19 protein-coding genes are annotated in these 20993 nt (G+C 40.2%); 14 read left to right on the forward strand and 5 right to left on the reverse strand.

Annotation, left to right across the window (positions count from 1 at the left end; all coding sequences use genetic code 11):
• Nucleotides 1–1282 precede the first annotated feature (1282 nt).
• Complete coding sequence (locus tag DV702_RS01925; RefSeq protein WP_240315666.1) at nucleotides 1283–1915, reverse strand: YktB family protein; 633 nt, start codon at nucleotides 1913–1915, stop codon at nucleotides 1283–1285.
• 159 nt (nucleotides 1916–2074) lie between these two features.
• Here DV702_RS01925 and DV702_RS01930 point away from each other — a divergent pair, with 159 nt between their 5' ends.
• Complete coding sequence (locus tag DV702_RS01930) at nucleotides 2075–2275, forward strand: hypothetical protein (protein WP_114923202.1); 201 nt, start codon at nucleotides 2075–2077, stop codon at nucleotides 2273–2275.
• A 153-nt stretch (nucleotides 2276–2428) separates the two neighbouring features.
• The gene (locus DV702_RS01935; protein ID WP_114923203.1) at nucleotides 2429–3220 is read left to right on the forward strand and encodes an inositol monophosphatase family protein; all 792 of its coding nucleotides are present in this window, start codon (nucleotides 2429–2431) and stop codon (nucleotides 3218–3220) included.
• A 54-nt stretch (nucleotides 3221–3274) separates the two neighbouring features.
• Here the strand turns inward: DV702_RS01935 and DV702_RS01940 are convergent, their stop codons facing one another.
• Entirely contained in the window at nucleotides 3275–3460 is a 186-nt protein-coding gene (locus DV702_RS01940; RefSeq protein ID WP_114923204.1) for a YlaF family protein, read from the reverse strand.
• A 99-nt stretch (nucleotides 3461–3559) separates the two neighbouring features.
• Between DV702_RS01940 and typA the strand changes: the two genes are divergently transcribed.
• Together typA and DV702_RS01950 are read left to right on the forward strand one after the other, a co-directional pair.
• The gene (gene typA, locus DV702_RS01945; protein ID WP_114923205.1) at nucleotides 3560–5401 is read left to right on the forward strand and encodes a translational GTPase TypA; all 1842 of its coding nucleotides are present in this window, start codon (nucleotides 3560–3562) and stop codon (nucleotides 5399–5401) included.
• Nucleotides 5402–5425: 24 nt separating this feature from the next.
• Nucleotides 5426–5761, forward strand: coding sequence for a YlaH-like family protein (locus DV702_RS01950; RefSeq protein ID WP_371682721.1), 336 nt, complete (start codon nucleotides 5426–5428; stop codon nucleotides 5759–5761).
• 500 nt (nucleotides 5762–6261) lie between these two features.
• On the opposite strand, the gene DV702_RS01955 is transcribed toward DV702_RS01950, so the two are convergent.
• Complete coding sequence (locus DV702_RS01955) at nucleotides 6262–6465, reverse strand: YlaI family protein (RefSeq protein ID WP_114923207.1); 204 nt, start codon at nucleotides 6463–6465, stop codon at nucleotides 6262–6264.
• A gap of 13 nt (nucleotides 6466–6478) precedes the next feature.
• Nucleotides 6479–6979 (reverse strand): peptidyl-prolyl cis-trans isomerase, encoded by a 501-nt coding sequence (locus DV702_RS01960; RefSeq protein WP_114923208.1) that lies wholly within the window; start codon nucleotides 6977–6979, stop codon nucleotides 6479–6481.
• Nucleotides 6980–7159: 180 nt separating this feature from the next.
• Here DV702_RS01960 and DV702_RS01965 point away from each other — a divergent pair, with 180 nt between their 5' ends.
• From DV702_RS01965 to pyc, 3 genes are all read left to right on the forward strand, one after another.
• Complete coding sequence (locus DV702_RS01965; RefSeq protein ID WP_114923209.1) at nucleotides 7160–7441, forward strand: Fpa/YlaN family protein; 282 nt, start codon at nucleotides 7160–7162, stop codon at nucleotides 7439–7441.
• Between the two features lie 64 nt (nucleotides 7442–7505).
• Nucleotides 7506–8675: an FtsW/RodA/SpoVE family cell cycle protein gene (locus DV702_RS01970; protein WP_114923210.1), complete on the forward strand. Its 1170-nt coding sequence runs from the start codon at nucleotides 7506–7508 to the stop codon at nucleotides 8673–8675.
• 14 nt (nucleotides 8676–8689) lie between these two features.
• Entirely contained in the window at nucleotides 8690–12136 is a 3447-nt protein-coding gene (gene pyc / locus DV702_RS01975; protein WP_114923211.1) for a pyruvate carboxylase, read from the forward strand.
• A gap of 77 nt (nucleotides 12137–12213) precedes the next feature.
• On the opposite strand, the gene DV702_RS01980 is transcribed toward pyc, so the two are convergent.
• The gene (locus DV702_RS01980) at nucleotides 12214–13125 is read right to left on the reverse strand and encodes a COX15/CtaA family protein (protein ID WP_114925804.1); all 912 of its coding nucleotides are present in this window, start codon (nucleotides 13123–13125) and stop codon (nucleotides 12214–12216) included.
• Between the two features lie 410 nt (nucleotides 13126–13535).
• On the opposite strand from DV702_RS01980, the gene cyoE reads away from it, so the two are divergent.
• The 7 genes from cyoE to DV702_RS02020 all read left to right on the forward strand — a co-directional run bounded on the left by cyoE (nucleotide 13536) and on the right by DV702_RS02020 (nucleotide 20956).
• On the forward strand, nucleotides 13536–14453 hold the full coding sequence (gene cyoE / locus DV702_RS01985) for a heme o synthase (RefSeq protein WP_114923212.1): 918 nt from the start codon (nucleotides 13536–13538) through the stop codon (nucleotides 14451–14453).
• Between the two features lie 102 nt (nucleotides 14454–14555).
• The gene (coxB, locus tag DV702_RS01990) at nucleotides 14556–15623 is read left to right on the forward strand and encodes a cytochrome c oxidase subunit II (protein ID WP_114923213.1); all 1068 of its coding nucleotides are present in this window, start codon (nucleotides 14556–14558) and stop codon (nucleotides 15621–15623) included.
• A gap of 33 nt (nucleotides 15624–15656) precedes the next feature.
• Nucleotides 15657–17531, forward strand: coding sequence for a cytochrome c oxidase subunit I (locus tag DV702_RS01995; protein WP_114923214.1), 1875 nt, complete (start codon nucleotides 15657–15659; stop codon nucleotides 17529–17531).
• Complete coding sequence (locus DV702_RS02000) at nucleotides 17531–18157, forward strand: cytochrome c oxidase subunit 3 (RefSeq protein ID WP_114923215.1); 627 nt, start codon at nucleotides 17531–17533, stop codon at nucleotides 18155–18157. The genes DV702_RS01995 and DV702_RS02000 overlap by 1 nt, the downstream gene beginning before the upstream one ends.
• Nucleotide 18158: 1 nt before the next feature.
• Nucleotides 18159–18506 (forward strand): cytochrome C oxidase subunit IV family protein, encoded by a 348-nt coding sequence (locus tag DV702_RS02005; RefSeq protein WP_114923216.1) that lies wholly within the window; start codon nucleotides 18159–18161, stop codon nucleotides 18504–18506.
• A 1039-nt stretch (nucleotides 18507–19545) separates the two neighbouring features.
• Nucleotides 19546–20469, forward strand: coding sequence for a cytochrome c oxidase assembly factor CtaG (gene ctaG, locus DV702_RS02015; RefSeq protein ID WP_114923218.1), 924 nt, complete (start codon nucleotides 19546–19548; stop codon nucleotides 20467–20469).
• A gap of 25 nt (nucleotides 20470–20494) precedes the next feature.
• Nucleotides 20495–20956: a DUF420 domain-containing protein gene (locus DV702_RS02020; RefSeq protein WP_114923219.1), complete on the forward strand. Its 462-nt coding sequence runs from the start codon at nucleotides 20495–20497 to the stop codon at nucleotides 20954–20956.
• Nucleotides 20957–20993 lie beyond the last annotated feature (37 nt).

Raw genomic sequence — 20993 nt, forward strand, 5'->3', positions numbered from 1 at the left:
GTTACACCTGTCACCCTTGATCCTCCCGGAGTCGATCGTCTTCCAGCTTCAGCCGTACTTAGTGTGTGTAAGACAGTTTGATCACTCTTTGTATGTAGTGAAGACTACGTGAACTTGTCTGCTACTTTATGTTCGTTTATTAGATGGAGCAAGGCTGACTTGAAGAGTCATGCGGCTTGCGCTTCCAGACGATACGCTTTCCGGAGGGGGCGCGGTGGACCTCGCAAAAGTGCACTGCGAGTTACACCTGTCGCCCTTATCCTCCCGGAGTCGATCGTCTTCCAGCTTCAGCCGAAACTTAGTGTATGTAAGACAGTTTGATCACTCTTTGTAGGTGGTGAAAACCAAGTAGAATTGTCTGATACAATGCGACCGTTTTTGAAGTTAAAAAGCGGTGACGTGTTGCTAGCTACTATGACTGTTTCGACGAACTGAGTGGAAACAGAAATGACTCTATATGCATTCACTCAGGCAATCCGAGCTTCACCCACACTGTTCAGGAAGCGTAACTTACCATACTTAATTTCTGGACGAACACTAACTGGCTTCCCGACACAAACTCAAGGATTCTCCCGGAAGAACCGGCGACTCCTGGAGGATCAGTGCGACAGGCGTAATCGCCAACGCACTTCTGGCGAGTCCGCCGCGCACCCTCAGGAAAGCGTCCGGTTCTGCAGGGAGAATCCTAGCACGTACACTACTTTTCAGCACTGCAAAGGAGAAGTCACTTACCTCACTCCAACTTCTGGACGAACACAAACTGACTTCCCGACACAAACTCAAGGATTCTCCCGGAAGAACCGGCGACTCCTGGAGGATCAGGACGACAGGCGTAATCGCCAACGCACTTCTGGCGAGTCCGCCGCGCACCCTCAGGAAAGCGTCCGGTTCTGCAGGGAGAATCCTAGCACGTACACTACTTTTCAGCACTGCAAAGGAGAAGTCACTTATCCTACTCCAACTTTTGGACGAACACAAACTGACATCCCGACACAAACTCAAGGATTCTCCCGGAAGAACCGGCGACTCCTGGAGGATCAGGACGACAGGCGTAATCGCCAAAGAACTTCTGGCGAGTCCGCCGCGTGCCCTCAGGAAAGCGTCCGGTTCTGCAGGGAGAATCCTCACATGTACACTATTTTTCAGCACTGCAAAGGAAAAGTCACTTACTCACTTTAATTTCTAGACGTACACTACCTCTACAAATCCTCGTCAAAAGCACCTCATTTTCAAAAAAACAATTCTTTTCTTTATACAATCAACAGGCTTGCTGAGTCTTGCCTTAATCAAAAGAATTAATTACAACATCGTAAACGGGCAATAAATGCTTAAATGTATCTTCAACGAAATGATAAAACTCTTGTTCATTCATTTTTGCGGCTTGCTCTCCTGAAATATGTCGACCGACGAGAAATTCTGCCTTTTTTACAGTTTGAAGGCGGACTAAAATTTTCTCTAGTCCTTCTGTCCCTACTTCGTTAATCAAATTTGCTTCTGGCTTCATATGATCTCCGGAGACGATAAAGTCTTCAGGTAATAACGTTAACACGTCCATATGATTTTCTAAACGTTCAGCGATACCCTTTTTATCCGGATTTTCATAAATAATTGCAAGTACGATGAATAAATGTGTGCTCCATAAGCCAATCTGAAAGTGAGGCAACGCTTTATAACCTCTCTTTGCAGGAGCGAAAGCCACCCAGCTATCTTTCGGTGGATTTACAGTTCTTCTTGCGTGTTTCGCGACATGTGGAAAAAACTCTCCTTTACCATGAGCTGAAAGGTGTTGAGAAAAATGATCTCCTAACTCTCTGAACTTTGGTTGAATAATTTCTTGTAAAGCTGTCATACGTGAATCAAGGCCATCTAGTGTGAAAACATCGAAATCTTTTGCTGACCAATATGTGTGAGTCAAGAAAATCTCCTCCGGTTTAAGTTTCATACGTTTATCTTATCAATAAATGGGGAATAATTTAAAATAAGAAGGCTTCTAACCAAATAAAGTTGAAATTTTGACATACTTATATGAATAAGTCGGTTAGAAGATAAAATTGACTAAAAGGGGTGCTTACTTATGAAACAAGTCGTTCATTTCGTTCGAAAAGAAGATGTGGAAAGAGAATATGTCAGGACACTGCAACTGGAACTTGATTATGAATTAGCTACTCTGTTTGATGCGATTCAAGAGCAAGATGATAAGCAAGCTGAGAAAAGCAAAGAGCGTCTGGCTGAAATTCATAACGAATTGGAGACATTAAATGTTTTTTCGATGTAAGTCTTACGTAATAAAAAGGCATCCCCATTTACTTCAGAATTGAAGAAAATGTGACGGGATGCCTTTTTACTTAACTGACTGTAACCGTTTTCCCTTCTGTTCTTTAGACTGTATGTTATACTAGCACTAGTCGGAATGGGAAGAGGTGGCATGATGAATCTTAATGCGATCGATCGATATGCAAAATCATTAATCAAAGAAGCAGGTCACAAGATTCGCGTGTCTTTTTTTAGTACAATAGACATCGATTCAAAAGCGGATGCTAATGATTTGGTTACAAATATCGACAGGGAAGTAGAAAGGTTTTTTATTGAAAGAGTGAATCAGGATTTTCCTGAACATAAAATAGTTTCGGAAGAGGGATTCGGAGATAAGATTTCTTCTTTAGATGGAGTAGTGTGGTTTTTGGATCCGATTGACGGGACGATGAACTTTATCCATCAAAGACGAAACTTCGCAATTTCATTGGGGATTTATGTAGACGGCGTGGGGATGCTGGGCTACATATATGATGTGATGCGGGATGATTTGTATCATGCAGCAAAAAGTGAGGGTGCGTATTTCAATGACGAGCGATTACCTCAACTTGAAATTACGCCGCTTGAAGAAGCGATAATAGGTATTAACGCAGCATGGGTTGCGCCTAATGGAAAAGTAGAAAATGAAAAAATTATTGAACTCGTTACGCGCTGTAGAGGAACTCGTTCTTATGGTTCGGCAGCTATCGAATTAGCATATGTTTCATCCGGCAGAATAGATGCGTATATTTCTATGCGTCTGGCGCCTTGGGATATAGCAGGTGGAATTGTTATTGCTCAAGAAGTTGGAGCAGTAGCGACTAATTTGAGTGGAGTGACACCGCATCTTCTCGGAACTGACACATTTATAGTGACGCGACCTGGTTTACATGAGGAAATTTTAACAAAATATATCCGACTAAAATAAAAAAGGGGCTGTTTGTTAAACCAAATAGGTTTAATATACAGTCCCTTGCTATATTTACAACGTACCTTCACGACGCATACGTGCTTTAGTTTTAAATCCATTACCCATGATGAGAATCAAAGCGACAACAGCAAGTATCACGACAAAAATGCTGCGCATACCTATTCCAACGCCGATTGCAGACATCGATAGAACGGCCGCAAGTGAATACAAAACGAAAATCCACTTAATGTCTTTCAAAAAAATCCCTCCATATAAAATTAAATATTATTTAAATTAACTATCTTGTGCTATAATAACACAGTTGAACATCTGAAAAAAGATAAACGGAGTGAAAAAATGACAAACGAACGTACAGATCTTAGAAATATTGCAATTATTGCCCACGTAGACCACGGTAAAACGACTTTAGTCGATCAATTACTTAAACAGTCGGGAATTTTCCGATCAAACGAACATGTTGAAGACCGTGCGATGGATTCAAACGAATTAGAACGTGAACGCGGAATTACGATTTTAGCTAAAAATACAGCTATTGAATATAATGACACCAAAATTAATATTTTGGATACACCAGGTCACGCGGACTTCGGTGGCGAAGTAGAAAGAATTTTACGTATGGTAGACGGTGTTGTACTAGTTGTCGATTCATTCGAAGGCTGTATGCCACAAACACGTTTTGTGTTGAAGAAAGCTTTGGAAACGAATTTGAAGCCAATCGTCGTTGTCAATAAAATTGACCGGGAATTTGCTAGACCTGAAGAAGTAGTAGATGAAGTATTAGAATTATTCATCGAGCTAGATGCAAATGACGAGCAACTTGAATTCCCAGTTGTGTATGCTTCAGGATTCAATGGTACTGCGAGTCTTTCGCCAGACCCAGCGACACAGGAAGACACATTACGAGTTCTGTATGATGCCATTCTTGAACATATCCCTGCACCAGTAGACAATCGTGACGAGCCATTACAGTTCCAAGTATCACTTTTAGACTACAATGATTATGTTGGCCGTATCGGAATTGGACGTATTTTCCGTGGGACGATGAAAGTTGGAGAACAAGTAGCCGTCTTAAAACGTGATGGTTCTGTCAAAAACTTACGTGTCACTAAATTATATGGTTTCCTTGGATTGAAAAGAGTAGAGGTAGAAGAAGCGTATGCTGGCGATTTAGTAGCCGTTTCGGGGATGGGGGACATCGATGTCGGTGAAACCGTTTGTCCGACAAATCATCAAGAAGCACTTCCGGAACTTCATATTGATGAGCCTACACTCCAAATGCGTTTCCTAGTAAACAATAGTCCGTTTGCAGGACGTGAAGGTAAATGGGTAACTGCACGGAAAATTCAAGAGCGCTTAGATCAGCAATTAGAAACAGATGTGTCTCTTCGTGTAGAGCCGACTGATTCTCCAGATGAATGGATTGTTTCGGGGCGTGGAGAGCTTCACTTATCTATTTTAATTGAAAATATGCGCCGTGAAGGTTTTGAATTGCAAGTGTCTAAGCCACAAGTAATCATCCGAGAAATTGATGGTAAGCGTTGTGAGCCTTTCGAGCGTGTGCAAATTGACGTGCCGGAAGAGCATACAGGTTCAATCATTGAGTCAATTGGTGAGCGTAAAGGCGAAATGCTGGACATGATCAATAACGGCAATGGACAAGTACGTCTGATTTTCTTGGTTCCAGCACGCGGCTTAATCGGTTATACAACTGAATTTCTAACATTGACTCGTGGATATGGTATCTTAAACCATACATTTGATACGTACAAGCCGATTACTACAGGTAAAATTGGTGGAAGAAGACACGGTGTTTTAGTCTCTATGGAGAATGGAACAGTTACTGGTTACGGTGTAATGCAACTAGAAGACCGCGGAACGATGTTCGTAGAAACAGGGGCTGAAATTTATGCGGGAATGGTTGTAGGAGAAAGTAATCGGGACAGTGACTTAACTATCAACTTAACTAAAGTTAAGCATGCAACTAACGTTCGTTCTGCTACAAAAGATCAAACCGTTACGACTAAAAAGCCACGTATTTTATCTCTTGAAGAGGCTCTTCAGTATATCGGCGATGACGAATATTGTGAAGTGACTCCACAGACTATCCGTTTGCGTAAAAAAGTACTGGACAAGAGTGAACGTGAACGTGTAAATAAAAAGAAAAAACTTGGTGAATAAAATTAATAGAAGGGAATGTATGGAATGAGAGTTGAAGATTCAGAAATGGTCTACAATCGGATGTCGGGAATTGCGCGCATGGTTTATGAACTGGCGCCCAATTTTTCGATAGCCGGCTATATTCTGTTTGCACTCGTTTTCATCATGTCTGCTATTGTGTATAAACTAGGCTTTGCGAGAAAGATCGGTTTTTGGCGAAATGTTGTCATCTATACATTTTTATTTATAGGATGTTTGGTTTTAACATTTTTAGCGTTCTTCCTTCCTATCGTAGAAGGATTGATTGTAGCAGCTGCTATTCTGATTATTTATCGAGTACGTCGAATGAATGAACATAAAAACAACTCTGTTGTCCAGTGACAACAGAGTTGTTTTTTTAGGCTCTTTGTCAAATAACGTTTGCGTTCGCAAGTTTTGTATATAAAGCGCTGTTTCTTTACTAGTAAATAAGTCGGCTAAATGCTTGTAAGAGGAGAGCGATTCGACATAATTACGCGCCATTTTTATACACCATGCACTCGATATTTTCAATCCCGTATCGTTCGCAATGTAGAGATGTATAAGTTAATAATCTAGTGCTATATTTGCAAGATTGATCCTTGTAAGTGCCTTTTTTTACACAATCTCTTTCAAATATAATATGTACGTTTTGAATATCCATCAATACTTTATTAACATTAGAAATAGACAAGTGAATTCCCCTGAATGATGGTTTTGGTCGACTTTTATTCTACAAGGAATTTCACTTGTTTTCTATTTTTAAAAGAAAATAACGTCAGTGAATTCCATCACCTTCTCTCCATAGATGAGGGGAGATGATTTTAGTTCACCAACGTTATAAATTGTATAACCATTTTTTATCAAAAGTCTTTTTCAGTCAAATGAGAACTTCTATAGAAGATGAAGTTTCCTGTCGCTACTCGTTCATCGGTTAGCCGGCCGATGCGTTCTCTGCACGTAGGGCACATATACGTGTGAATCGGCCGATTACGTAATTTTTTAGCAAGTGGATCTCCATCTTCCAATTGGTTGATTTCATCGCATAATACGCATTTAACACGCATGCGCTCATCTCCTTCAGTCCACTTGAATCGCTTGAACATGACGAATCGGTGAATCTTGATTCGAGCCATCTTTAAACAGCACATGAACAGGTCCGTCTTCTCTCAACGGTTTACCTTTGTGACTGAACTTAAATAGAATGTTTGCTGCTTCTGCAAGTGGATACGTGTATTTTTCATCATCTTTTGTAATGAGAGTAAAAGTTTTAGCGTTAGCCGATGGAACAGCATTTCGTATAAAAGGCTCGATAACCATACCGAAGCTACTTGTCAGCATTTTATCTTTCTCGTATCTTTTTTCGCTTTTAATAGTAGGTGGATACGTAGCGCCTTCCATAATCTCTCTTGACCAATGCTTACCCATTTTTTCTTTATATTCTTCCATTTCATCTTTTTCGATAAAATCTTCAGTGAAAAAAACGTCTAAATCAATACGGCGATCGTCAAAAATCCAAACAGTAGGATCCAAAGTAATCGAGTGTTTGACGTTTCCTGTAATAGGTATAATAAATTCCAACATACTTCCCCCTTAATTTCAGTAGTAACTATTTTTAGTATAACGTTTCAAGTAAGAACTGAAAAGGATTTCATTCTACATTATAAGATTATCTCGGGTATTACTTGCAATTTTTAATAGCAAAAGATACAATTTAGTCATTAACACCTTGCGGGAATAATGAATAATGGGGGCGTCTCCATGGATATAGAAGTTCAAGATACGTACAAAGAGCAAGCAATGCAACAACTGCACATAGACGCAGAAAAAATTGCAAAGTTAATAAAGGTTCAAATGGATAATTTAACTATGCCGCAATGTCCACTTTATGAGGAAGTACTTGACACACAAATGTATGGTTTATCCCGTGAAATTGACTTTGCTGTGAAACTCGGTTTAGTAGAGAAAGAAAAAGGCCGTGAAATACTTTCCAAATTGGAAAAAGAGTTAAATATTTTGCATGAATTGTATACAAATAAATAAATGAAAGACTCAAACTTTTTTTGCGGTTTGAGTTTTTTATTTAGGACGACGAGGTACGAAAAAAATGAAGACATATGTAAATCGAATACTACGAAACTTTGATTATCCATTATTTGCAGTCTATTTACTCCTTTGTTTGTTTGGTCTTATTATGATTTATAGCGCGAGTATGGTTTGGGCTGTGAATAGATATAATTATGATCCTGCATACTTTTATTTTAAACAAATAAAGAGTCTAGCGATTGCTATACCTGCTTTTTTAGTAGCAGCCATTATACCGTACCGTCATTATCGAAATAAAAAGTTTTTATACATAACACTCGGTGTCATGTTTGCATTATTAATAGTAGTGAAAATTGTTGGTTTTGGAGACAATGTAGGGGCGAAAAGCTGGATTTCTCTACCATTCGGCCTAGGAAATTTGCAACCGACAGAAGTTGCGAAGATTGCATTTATCGTCTACTTTTCTGGAGCGTTTGCTAATAAATATTACGCAGGTACATTAGATGAAATAAAAACAACTATATTCCCGACCTTCTCCATTTTAACTGTATCTTTATTTTTAGTTATTTTAGAACCAGATTTTGGAGCGACTATGATACTTTTCCTAGTTGCAGTATCCGTAATTGCAGCTAGTGGTATGAATATAAGGAATTATTTGAAAATTAGTGGGTTTTTTGCGGTGTTAGGGGTTGCGCTCAGCCTGCTTTTATGGGTAAAGTGGGAAGATGTCATGACTGAGTCGCGCGTTGGACGTTTCCTTGCCTTCACAGATCCATTTGAATATATACGAGGATCTGGGCTGCAAATAGTTAATGGATATATCGCGATTGGCGCAGGTGGCTTGAAAGGGGTGGGGCTTGGAAATTCTATTCAGAAGTTAGGATATTTACCAGAGCCACATACAGATGTCATCATGGCTGTAATTTCTGAAGAAACAGGTATATTCGGAACAACACTTGTTTTAGGTGGACTCTTTTTCATCGTTGCTAGGGCATTTATCATCGCATTACGTACGAAAGATGCACACGCTCGCATGTTGGCAGCTGGTGTTGGAAGTTTAATTGCTATTCAAACATTAGTAAATTTAGGTGGTTTAACGGGATTAATTCCGTTAACGGGGGTAACGTTACCATTTATTAGCTATGGTGGAACATCTGTCGTTTTCCTATCCATTGCACTTGGTATACTGATGAATGTATCCATGTTCGTGAAGTATGAAAAAATGAAGTAGAGAGGATTGTGTTGTTGTTGGAGAGAAGAGAGATTAAGAAAGTTTTGGTCGCAAATCGCGGTGAGATTGCGATCCGAGTATTTCGAGCGTGTACAGAATTAGGTATAGCTACAGTAGGTATTTATTCAGCAGAAGACCGTAGATCTCTGCATCGATATAAATCCGATCAATCTTTTTTAGTAGGAGAAGGAAAAAAGCCAATCGATGCGTACTTGGACATCGAAGGAATTATTGATATTGCTAAAAAAGCACATGTTGATGCGATTCATCCGGGATATGGTTTTTTAGCAGAAAATGCAGAGTTTGCAGCTCGACTGGAAGAAGAAGGAATTATATTTATTGGTCCGACATCTACACATTTAGAAATGTTCGGGGATAAAGTAAAAGCTAGAGAACAAGCGATGGCGGCGAACATTCCTGTCATCCCTGGAAGTGACGGACCGGTAACATCTGTCGAAGAAGTAGTGGAATTTGGTGAAAAGAACAAGTATCCAATTATTATTAAAGCTTCATTAGGTGGCGGCGGACGTGGTATGCGTATCGTTGAATCAGCAGAAGAAGTTCAAGAAGCATATGATCGTGCCAAATCGGAAGCGAAATCGGCATTTGGTTCGGACGAAGTATATGTTGAAAAGTATATTAATAAACCTAAACATATAGAAGTGCAAATACTGGGTGATACATATGGTGAAATTGTCCATTTGTATGAGCGTGATTGTTCGATCCAGCGACGACATCAAAAAGTAGTAGAAATCGCACCCTCTCTCTCATTGACTGAAGAATTACGGACAGCTATTTGTGAAGCTGCTGTAAAGTTAGCGAAAAATGTAGAGTATAGAAATGCTGGAACTGTAGAATTCTTAGTGGCTGACAATGAATTTTATTTCATCGAAGTCAATCCGCGTATTCAAGTGGAACATACGATTACAGAAATGATTACTGGAATAGATATTGTTCAATCTCAAGTGCTTATTGCTGCTGGAGAGGGATTACATTCTGAGAAAGTGAATATTCCTGAACAACAGAAAATCCCGTTGTTCGGTTACGCAATTCAATCCCGAGTAACTACAGAAGATCCGCTTCATGATTTCATGCCTGACACTGGAAAATTACAAGTCTATCGTTCGGGTGGAGGCTTTGGTGTCCGTTTAGATACAGGAAATGCATATCAAGGTTCTGTCATTAGCCCTTATTACGATTCTTTATTAGTGAAAGTATCGACATGGGGCACGACATTTGGCAATGCTGCGAGCAAAATGCACAGAAATTTGAAGGAATTCAGAATTCGGGGGATTAAAACAAACATTCCGTTTCTTGAAAATGTAGTGTGCCACAAAGAGTTTTTATCCGGAGAGTATAATACAAGCTTTATCGATGAAACGCCTGAACTTTTCACGTTTGCGAAGAAACAAGATAGAGGAACGAAGATTCTTTCCTATCTAGGAAACGTTACGATTAACGGATTCCCTGGTATTGATGATCCTACGCGTCCGGTTTTACACCCTGTGCGCATTCCTGTCATCGATAAAAAGGCAACGCTTCCAAAAGGTACAAAGCAAATATTAGATGAGCAAGGCGCTGACGGATTAGTTAATTGGGTTAGGAATCAAGAAGATGTACTGTTAACAGACACTACATTCCGGGATGCCCATCAGTCATTGTTGGCGACGCGTATGAGAACGAAAGAGTTGACGCAGATTGCGACAGAGAGCGCACATTTACTTCCTGATTTATTTTCATTTGAAATGTGGGGAGGCGCGACATTCGACGTAGCATACCGCTTCTTAAAAGAAAGTCCCTGGGATCGGCTTGAGAAACTTCGTGAACAAATTCCGAATGTTCTTTTCCAGATGCTCTTTAGAGGGGCGAATGCGGTAGGGTATACAAACTATCCAGACAACGTTATTCGTGAGTTCATTAAAGAATCAGCGGCATCAGGGATTGATGTGTTCCGGATTTTCGACAGCTTGAACTGGATTAAAGGGATGGAAGTAGCAATTGATGAGGCGCGTGCATCTGGAAAAATTGCTGAAGCAACGATTTGTTATACAGGCGACATTTTAGATGATAATCGTGCGAAGTATACAGTTAATTATTACAAAGAGATGGCAAAAGAACTTGAATCAGTAGGAGCTCATATTTTAGCGATAAAAGATATGGCGGGTCTTTTGAAACCAGAAGCAGCTTACCGTCTAGTGTCAGAACTTAAAGCAACGACTGATATGCCGATTCACCTTCATACACATGATACGAGCGGCAATGGAATTTACATGTATGCAAAAGCGATCGAAGCAGGAGTGGACATTGTGGATACTGCCATTGGATCTATGGCAGGAATGACGTCTCAACCGTCAGCTAACTCATTGGCTTATGCAATGGCGGATAATAAACGTAGCGTTCGTGCAAATACGGAATCATTAGAAAAACTTTCTCATTATTGGGAAGACGTCCGTAAATACTACAAGCCGTTTGAAAGTGGAATGAACAGTCCGCATTCAGAAATTTATGTCCATGAAATGCCGGGCGGTCAGTATTCTAATTTACAACAGCAGGCGAAGGCAGTTGGTCTCGGTGAGCGTTGGGAAGAAGTTAAAAAGATGTATTCCCGCGTAAACTTCTTATTTGGAGATATCGTTAAAGTGACTCCTTCATCGAAAGTAGTGGGGGATATGGCATTATTCATGGTTCAAAACGAACTCGATGAACATACAGTGATCTCAAGAGGTAATACAATTGATTTCCCGGAATCGGTTATTGAATTCTTTGAAGGATCGATTGGACAACCTTATGGCGGTTTCCCGAAAGAGTTGCAAGAAGTTATTCTAAAAGGTCGTAAAGCCATAACGGTGCGACCTGGTGAGCTTTTAGAACCAGTCAACTTTGAAGATGTACTGGAGAAACTATCGGTTAAAATGGAGAAAAAAGCTACTATGCATGATGTGTTAGCTCACGTTCTCTATCCGAAAGTATTCGAAGAGTATATTGAAACGAAGAAACAATTTGGGGACGTATCTGTCATTGATACTCCACAATTTTTATATGGTCTGCGTTTAGATGAGGAAGTGGAAATCGAAATTGAAGTAGGAAAGACGCTTATCGTCAAGTTGGTGTCCATCGGAGAGCCGAATCCGAACGGTACTCGAGTACTTTATTTCGAACTAAACGGTCAATCTCGTCAAGTAGTGATTCAAGATTTCCATATTGAAACAAAAGACGTGAAAAAGCCTAAGGCGGATCCGACTAACGAATCTCATATCGCGGCTACTATGCCGGGTACAGTGTTGCAGATTGCTGTATCACTTGGTGCCCGAGTGAAGCGCGGAGAGCATCTGTTAATTACAGAAGCAATGAAAATGGAAACGACAATCCAAGCTCCTTTTGACGGAGTCATAAAAGAGATATTCGTAGGTGCTGGAGATTCCATCTCGACAGGCGACTTACTGATTGAATTAGAACATTAAAAAACAGCTCCTGAGGCTTTTTAAGGCTTCAGGAGCTGTTTTAAATATTCATATGCTTGTGTAGTGAATCGTGCTGGTTAAAGCTTTGTACGGCTGCGTGATACGAGAAGGACTAAATATGTCAATAGACCGAATAATAATGTCACAAATAATGAGTGCAACAGAGCGACATATAAATTCAATTTAGTCAGTACAACGATCATTCCCGTAGTTGCTTGTGCCAAAACTAATATAAATGCACTGATCCATCCCCAGTAAATGACCCGCTGATCTTTATAATTTTTAATCGCTTTAATTGCGATAAAAGCAATCCATATGAAAATCAGAGCGGCTGCTAGACGATGACCCATTTGAATCCATTCATACATATTGCGTGGTAAACTAAATTCATTATTTCTACAAAGCGGCCAATCAGCACAAATTAGTCCTGAATCGGTATGTCTGACGAGCGCTCCTGTATAAATGACAAAGTATGAATAAATCGTTACACCAATTGTATGGAAACGAAGCGATTTATCAATTCTCAGTTTATCCGAATCAAATTTCTTATCCACTTCAAAAACTAATAGCGTTAGTAAGAAAACCGCAGCAAATGAAATTAAAGAAATACCGAAATGAAGAGCTAGTATGAAGTCACCTTGCCCCCATAAAACCTGCGCCGCTCCAATTAATGCTTGTAAAATTAAAAAGAATACTGCCATAAAAGACAAAAATTTAGTTTCGCGAACATGACCGAGAGCTTTCCAAGACCAAACTGCGAGAATTACAATGAAAATTCCTACGCCGCCCGTTACTAGGCGATGCGAAAATTCAATGAGTACTTCTGCGGTAATTTCGTCTGGAATTAACTGACCATTGCATCCCGGCCAATGTCTGCCGCATCCCATTCCGCTGTCTGTTTTTGTGACGAGAGCACCACCGAGTAAAATAGCGAGCATACCAATAGTGGATGCAATACCAAACCATTTTAAGAACCTATTATATCGCAATCGTGAGACACCTTCTTCTATGAAATGACTTTGAGAAACAGTCGATTTACATGTTATTTTGCCTGAAAATTTAAAGAATAGCAGCTTGGAGTTTATCTCAAAAAGCATACATATTCCATCTATTTTAGGCATGCATTGCATGTTTTATGATAGCGAAAAAAAAGTAGAAACACAATGCTAGGAGGGAAGAAAGCGTTCAGACAAAAGGTTTTTCACAAATTGTTCATAAAAAAGCCTCTTTAACTTCACAAATGCCCAGTCAAAATGCATTACTATATAGAAGATGCACGTCAAAGACGCAAAGGTTGCACGAAACAGCTATTAATTCAGAAATGGTCTAGAAATTACTGACGAATTTCGATATAGTAGGTGTTAGGGTCTTTGTTGAGAACTTTGAAAGGAGGGTTATTATGTCAAACGGTCGAACACTTTCGACAGTTGCAGATCCAAAAGTGGAGACGATTACATTATGGAAAGACTTTTTGGCGCTTATCAAAATTGGTATCGTCAATTCGAATTTGATTACTACGTTCACCGGTCTTTTTTTGGCATTTCAATTCACTGGCAAAAGTTTTCTTCATAACTTCGATCTATTGGTATTTGCAATTTTGGGAACAGGGTTGATCATTGCGGCATCTGGTGCGTTAAACAATTTGATTGATCGCGATATTGATCCCGTCATGTCGAGAACGAAGTCGAGGCCGACAGTAACAGGAAGATTTAAAGCACCCGCTGTACTGACGTTAGCTATCACTTTCCTGATAGCAGGGGAAGTTCTTCTGTTTTCAGCTTCTGCTGTTGCAGGGTGGCTTGGGATTATTGGAGTCTTGGCTTATGTCGTTCTGTACTCCATGTGGTCTAAGCGTCAGCACGTCAGCAATACAGTAGTAGGCAGTATCTCTGGAGCTGTACCACCACTTATTGGATGGGCAGCGGTAGATCCTACACTGCCAATGGGAGCGTGGGCATTGTTTTTAATTATGTTCATATGGCAACCACCTCATTTTTATGCGCTGGCTATGCGAAGAACAGAGGAGTATCGGGCTGCAAACATTCCGATGCTACCTGTAGTAAAAGGATTTGAGCGGACGAAAAAGTCTATGCTTATGTGGGTATTGTTATTATTCCCATTACCTTTCTTGCTTCAACAACTCGGAACCGGGTTTGTTGTGTTTGCAACTTTTATGAATATTGGTTGGCTTTATTTGGCACTTAGAGGATTTAAAGCTAAAGACGATTTGAAATGGGCTACTTCAATGTTTGTCTATTCATTGAATTACATGACAATTTTATTTGTCTCCATGATTATTTTCTCCATATTCATTTAACATTTCGGAATTCTTTCTTTAAAACAGGAATTCATCATAGTGAGGGGTACAGTCCTCCATAGTAGAAAAACATTTTTTTAGAAAGAGAGGTATTAGTTAGCGATGATTAAAGGACTCAAAAAGTGGCGTCTCTTTTCTTTATTAGCGGTTTTTGCAGTGTTCTTGGCGGGTTGTGGAAATGAAGAGATTTCTACTTTCCAACCAGCAGGACAAGTCGCTAAAGATCAGTTCAACTTGCTGCTGTTAGCTTCAGGAATCATGTTACTAGTCATCATTGTTGTAGTAGCAATTTACGCAGTGTCGCTAGTACGCTTCAGACGTTCCAAATTGGGTGAAGATCATATGCCTGAGCAAGTCGAGGGAAGTCATGTATTGGAGCTGGTTTGGACGTTCATTCCAATCGTATTAATCCTAATCCTTGCTGTGCCGACCGTGTACTACACGTACAAACTAGGCGACGTTAAAGCAATGGGTGCAGTAGATGATGAGGGGAATGCTGAAAACCTGGTAGTAGATGTAACAGCAAAATTGTATTGGTGGGAATTCGAGTATCCTGACTTAGGTATTGTTACAGCACAGGAACTAGTTGTACCTACAGATGAGAAAGTGTATTTCAACTTGATTGCTGCAGACGTGAAACATTCGTTCTGGATTCCGTCTGTCGGTGGTAAGCTAGATACGAACGTGGAAAACGTCAATAAGTTTTATCTTTCATTCGAAAAAGAATCTGAAGGCTTAAAAGACGGTGTTTTCTACGGAAAATGTGCTGAGCTATGTGGACCTTCTCACGCATTAATGGACTTTAAAGTAAAAACATTACCAAGAGCACAGTTCGACGAGTGGGTTGTTGCTATGCAAGAAACGCAAGATAATCCTGTAGTTGCTAATGCTGATGGTGAAGAAGTATTTAATCAAAGCTGTATCGGATGTCACGCAGTTTCCGGTGTAGGTGAATCTGGCGCAAAAGGACCGAACTTAGCTACATTTGGTGATCGTAACCGCGTAGCAGGATTCTTGGATCATGATGAAGAGAACCTGAAAGATTGGATTCGTGACACGCAGAAACATAAACCAGGTAATACAATGCCTTCATTCAGTGAAGATCAGATTTCTGATGCAGATTTGGATGCACTGGCTGAATACTTATTAGGCTTACAAGTCGCAAAATAATTTTCATACGGAAATTGAATAGGAGGTAACACAGTGAGTTCAGTTGCTCAAAAAAGTGGCTTTGGCGCAACACTCTGGGATTGGCTGACGACAGTCGACCATAAGAAGATTGGAATTCTGTATCTCCTTGGGGGACTATTCTTCTTCGTCCTAGGTGGTATTGAAGCGATGATCATTCGTCTTCAGTTGATGGTGCCAAACAACGATCTCGTAACAGCAGGTCTTTTCAATGATTTAATTACGATGCACGGAACAACCATGATATTCTTGGCAGCGATGCCGATTCTATTTGGTTTTATGAACGCTATCGTACCGCTTCAAATTGGAGCTCGTGACGTAGCATTCCCGTTCATTAACTCATTAGGTTTTTGGATGTTCGTATTTGGTGGATTATTCTTAAACATCTCATGGCTTTTCGGTGAGGTTCCAGATGCTGGTTGGACTTCTTATGCATCTTTATCGCTTCATTCGCCAGGTCATGGTATTGATTTCTATGCAATTGGTTTGCAAATCGCTGGTGGTGGTACGTTAATGGCAGGGATTAACTTCCTTGTTACAATTATCAATATGCGTGCACCGGGTATGACATATATGCGTATGCCATTATTTACATGGACTACGTTCGTTGCATCTGCAATGATCCTATTCGCATTCCCACCATTAACTATCGGTTTGTTCTTCTTAACATTTGACCGTATGTTCAGCGGTAACTTCTTTGACCATACGATGGGCGGAAACACAATTATCTGGGAGCATATTTTCTGGATTTTCGGTCACCCTGAAGTATATATCTTGATCTTACCAGCATTCGGTATTTTCTCTGAGATTTTCGCTACATTCTCACGTAAGCGTCTATTCGGTTATACAGCGATGGTTTTCGCTACAGTATTAATCGGTTTCTTAGGATTCATGGTTTGGGCTCACCATATGTTTACAGTTGGTCTTGGGCCGACAGCGAACGCAATTTTCGCGGTAGCTACTATGGCGATCGCGGTACCAACAGGTGTTAAGATCTTTAACTGGTTGCTCACAATTTGGGGCGGTAGCATTAAAGTTACAACTCCAATGTTGTATGCTCTAGGTTTTATTCCTTCATTCGTAATGGGTGGGGTTACTGGAGTTATGCAAGGTGCTGCACCACTTGATTACCAATTACACGATTCTTACTTTATCGTAGCTCACTTCCACTACGTAATCGTCGGTGGGGTTGTACTAGCTATTTTTGCGGCACTTCACTACTGGTGGCCAAAAATGTTCGGTACGATGCTTCATGAAGGTTTAGGAAAAATTACGTTTGTGTTCTTCTTTATCGGTTTCCACTTAACATTCCTAATTCAGCACTGGTTAGGTTTCTGGGGAATGCCACGTCGTGTTTGGACATTTATGGACGGACAGGGCTGGAATATGCCGAACTTTGTAAGTACAATTGGTGCTATTTTAATGGCAATCGGTTTTATCGTAATGGTGATCAACATCATTATTACAACTGTTAAAAACGAGCGTGTTGGGAATGACCCTTGGGGCGATGGTCGTACACTTGAGTGGGCGATTGAATCACCTCCAGTATTCTACAACTTCGCTGCAACACCATTAGTACGTGGTTTAGATACGCTATGGATTGAAAAAATGGAAGGCAGTAAAGAAATGATTACACCTGCTGAGCCTATTACGGATATTCACATGCCTCACGGTTCAATTATCCCAATGCTTATGTCTCTTGGACTATTCATTGCAGGATTTGGTGCAATGTTCCACCAAGAAACTTCTTGGGGACTTCCAGTATTAATTTTCGGTCTTGCATTTACATTTGTTATGATGGCTACTCGTTCATTGAAAGATGACCTTGGGTTCTACGTAACAAAAGAGCAAATCCTACAAGATTTAAAGAATAAAGGGGGTCGTGACTAATGGATTTGAATACTAAATTCACCCCTGAGACATGGCCTGCTCATCCAGAGAAAGCAACACTGGAAGCAAAAAACAAGTTCGTTGGTTTCTGGCTCTTCCTCGGTGGAGAAACAATTCTCTTCGCTACTTTGTTTGCAACATACATGGCTTTGAAAAACAAAGGTCCTAGTGGCTTTGGTTTCTCAACACAAGAACTATACACGTTACCGTTAGTATTTGTTATGACGATGTTATTATTGACATCTTCTTTGACAAGTGTGTATGCAATGTATCACTTGAAAAGTTACAATTTTAAAAAGATGCAACTATGGTTAGCCTTAACTGCATTTTTAGGACTTGGATTCTTGATGTTAGAAGTTTATGAGTTCTCTCACTATGTTCAAGAAGGATTTACATTCAGTAATAGTGCGTTTAGTTCTTCATTCTTCACATTAGTAGGAACACACGGTTTCCACGTAGCGATCGGTTTAGTATGGGTAACTTTACTAATCTTCCGTAACTCTAAGCGTGGTCTGAACTTGTATAACGCTACTAAGTATTATACATTTTCCCTATACTGGCACTTCATTGACGTAGTTTGGGTATTCATCTTCACTGTAGTCTACTTGATGGGAGTGATCGGTTAAGATGGCAGAAATTCAAATGATTAAAAGGTCTCCAGTTGAACAATCTTTGCAGCAACGTCGCGCAAAAGAAGCTATGCGCAGCCAAGTGACAATGTTTTCATTGATGATCTTCTTAACTCTCATTTCGTTTTCGATGGTAGCAGCTCATCTATCTGACGTTGTCGGCTTTTCAAAGTTCTTTGTCATTCCAACACTCTTTTTGTTTGCTGCAGTACAAGTTGGTCTTCAACTATACTACTTCATGCATATGAGTGAAAAAGGACACGGCATTCCACAAATGTTTATGTTTACAGGTGCGTTGTTAGGATTTTTGATCCCACTGACATTTGTAACGATCGTTTGGTGGTAAGCGAATAAGAAGGAGCCTATGGATAATTCCATAGGCTTCTTTTTTGCGTATTGGTGAGATGGAGTGTTGATCCCTCTTTGTAGGCAGTGAAAACTACATAAGCTTGTCTGCTACTTCATGTTCGTTTATTAGATGGAGTGAGGCTGACTTGAAGAGTCCTGCGGCTAGCGCTTCCAGACGATACGCTTTCCGGAGGGGACGCGGTGGACCCCGCGATAGTGCGTTGCGGGTTACACCTGTCGTCCTAATCCTCCCGGAGTCGATCGTCTGTAAGCTCCAAGCCGTACTTTGTATAGGCAAGACAGGTTGATCACTCTTTGTAGGTAGTGAAAACCAAGTAGAATTGTCTGATATAATCTGACCGTTTTTGAAGTTAGATAGTGGTGAAATGTTGCTAGCTACTACGACTGTTTCGATGAACTGAGTGAAAAAATGACCCTATATACATTCAGTCAGCAAATCCAAAGCTTCACCACACTGTTTAGGAAGCAGAACTTACCATACTCTATTTCTGGACGAACACCAACTGGTTTCCCGACAAAAACTCAAGGATTCTCCCGAAAGAACCGGCGACTCCTGGAGGTTCAGGGAAAGCCGTGGCGAAGGACGGCTTTTGCGAGTGAAGCGCAGCGAGAAGGAGCACATCTTTGCACTTGACAGGTGTAATCGCCAACGCATTTCTGGCGAGTCCACCGCGCCCCCTCAGGAAAGCGTCCGGTTCTGTAGGGAGAATCCTCATACGTACACTCATTTTCTGCCCCATGATAAGAAAACACATTCCCTCTATTGGATAATCAACAAACTTGGTACTGGCCAAATCTTTCAATACAAATAGAACAGTACATTACAATCTGAAAATCGAAATTGTCAAAGTTCGTACATTGAGTTCTAGCAACTATGCTCGTATAATTAGACAAGAGTGGATTATTGTTAGGTATTTGCTGTGCCATGACTCATAAATCTCAAAGGAAATCCCGCAGCATAGAATCTTTCATTACACATGGATACAGATCGTCATTACAAAAGGAGAGTGACTGTTTTGCCTTTAAGTATTTTTGGTTTTCGGGCTTTATGGAGTCCTTATTTTTTACTAGCTATTGCACTTGGCATCGTTTTATACTACCTCATTACCGTTAAGTGGAGAGATCGCTTTGAAGGTTCTGAACCCGTTACGAAACGTCAGATGATATACTTTTTAGCTTCTATGGTTTTATTATATATCGTCAAAGGTTCTCCAATGGATTTAATGGGCCACATTTTATTCTCTGTTCATATGGCTCAGATGGCAATGCTACTACTGATCGTTGCACCGTTCTTTATTGTAGGAATTCCAAACTGGATATGGGAAAAGTTATTGGCCAAAAAAGTTTTTAATAAAGTATTTATGTTGTTTACGAAACCAATCATTAGTTTATTAGTATTTACATTAATGTTTTCGATGTACCATTATCCAATGATATTGGATCAAGTGAAATTGAGTTTGCCGCTACACACCATCTTCACAGTCACTCTTTTCATTTCAGCCATTTTCTTATGGTGGCCAGTAGTGAATACGGTTAAAGGGCAGCCACAGCTTCACGGTTTGAAAAAGATTGGATATGTTATTCTGAGTGCACTATTGATAACACCTGCATGTTCTTTAATCATTTTTGTAGATGTACCTGTCTATGAAACGTATACGAGCGGCGAGGCGTGGTTACAAGCGATGGCATTATGTGTACCGAGCTCAACACTTGCCGGGCTGTCAGGTTTAGGTATATCAGGTCCTGAGCTGTTTACGGACATGCCTACACTTTATGATCAGCAACTAGGTGGAATCTTAATGAAAGTAATTCAAGAAATCGTCTATGTAGTAATTATTGGCCGTATTTTCTTAAGTTGGGCGCAATATGAAAAAGATAATGCTGATGAGATTACACGTCAAGACCTGCTTAAACGTCAAAAGCTAACAATGCACGGATGAATGAAGTGTAAAGGGGTTAGAAAGAATGGAACTACCGTTATTACCGACAATTAGTACTTTCTTTATCGTATTATCGGCTTTACTAGTAGCCGTCGGATGGTATTTGATTATACAGAAAAAAACGGTCGCACATCAAAAGACGATGATAGCAGCAGCTATATCTGCGGTGCTGTTCTTTATCATTTATATTTCTAGGACAGTTTTCGTCGGGAACACTTCATTTGGTGGACCTGATGAACTGAAAATTTATTATACAGTGTTTCTAATATTTCATATTATACTTGCGACAACAGGTGCCGTTTTCGGTGTGATTACCATTATTGCGGGATTGAAAAATAATTTAGCGCGTCACCGAAAAATAGGTCCTGTAACGAGCGTGATTTGGTTTTTTACAGCGATTACAGGTGTTGCAGTGTATTTACTGCTTTATGTATTTTACAAGGGTGGCGAAACCACGTCTGTTTTTAAAGCTATACTAGGGGTATAAACAAAACAAAGGGTTCATCACGAAATTTTGTGATGGA

The organism is Sporosarcina sp. PTS2304, from assembly GCF_003351785.1.
Lineage (GTDB): Bacteria > Bacillota > Bacilli > Bacillales_A > Planococcaceae > Sporosarcina.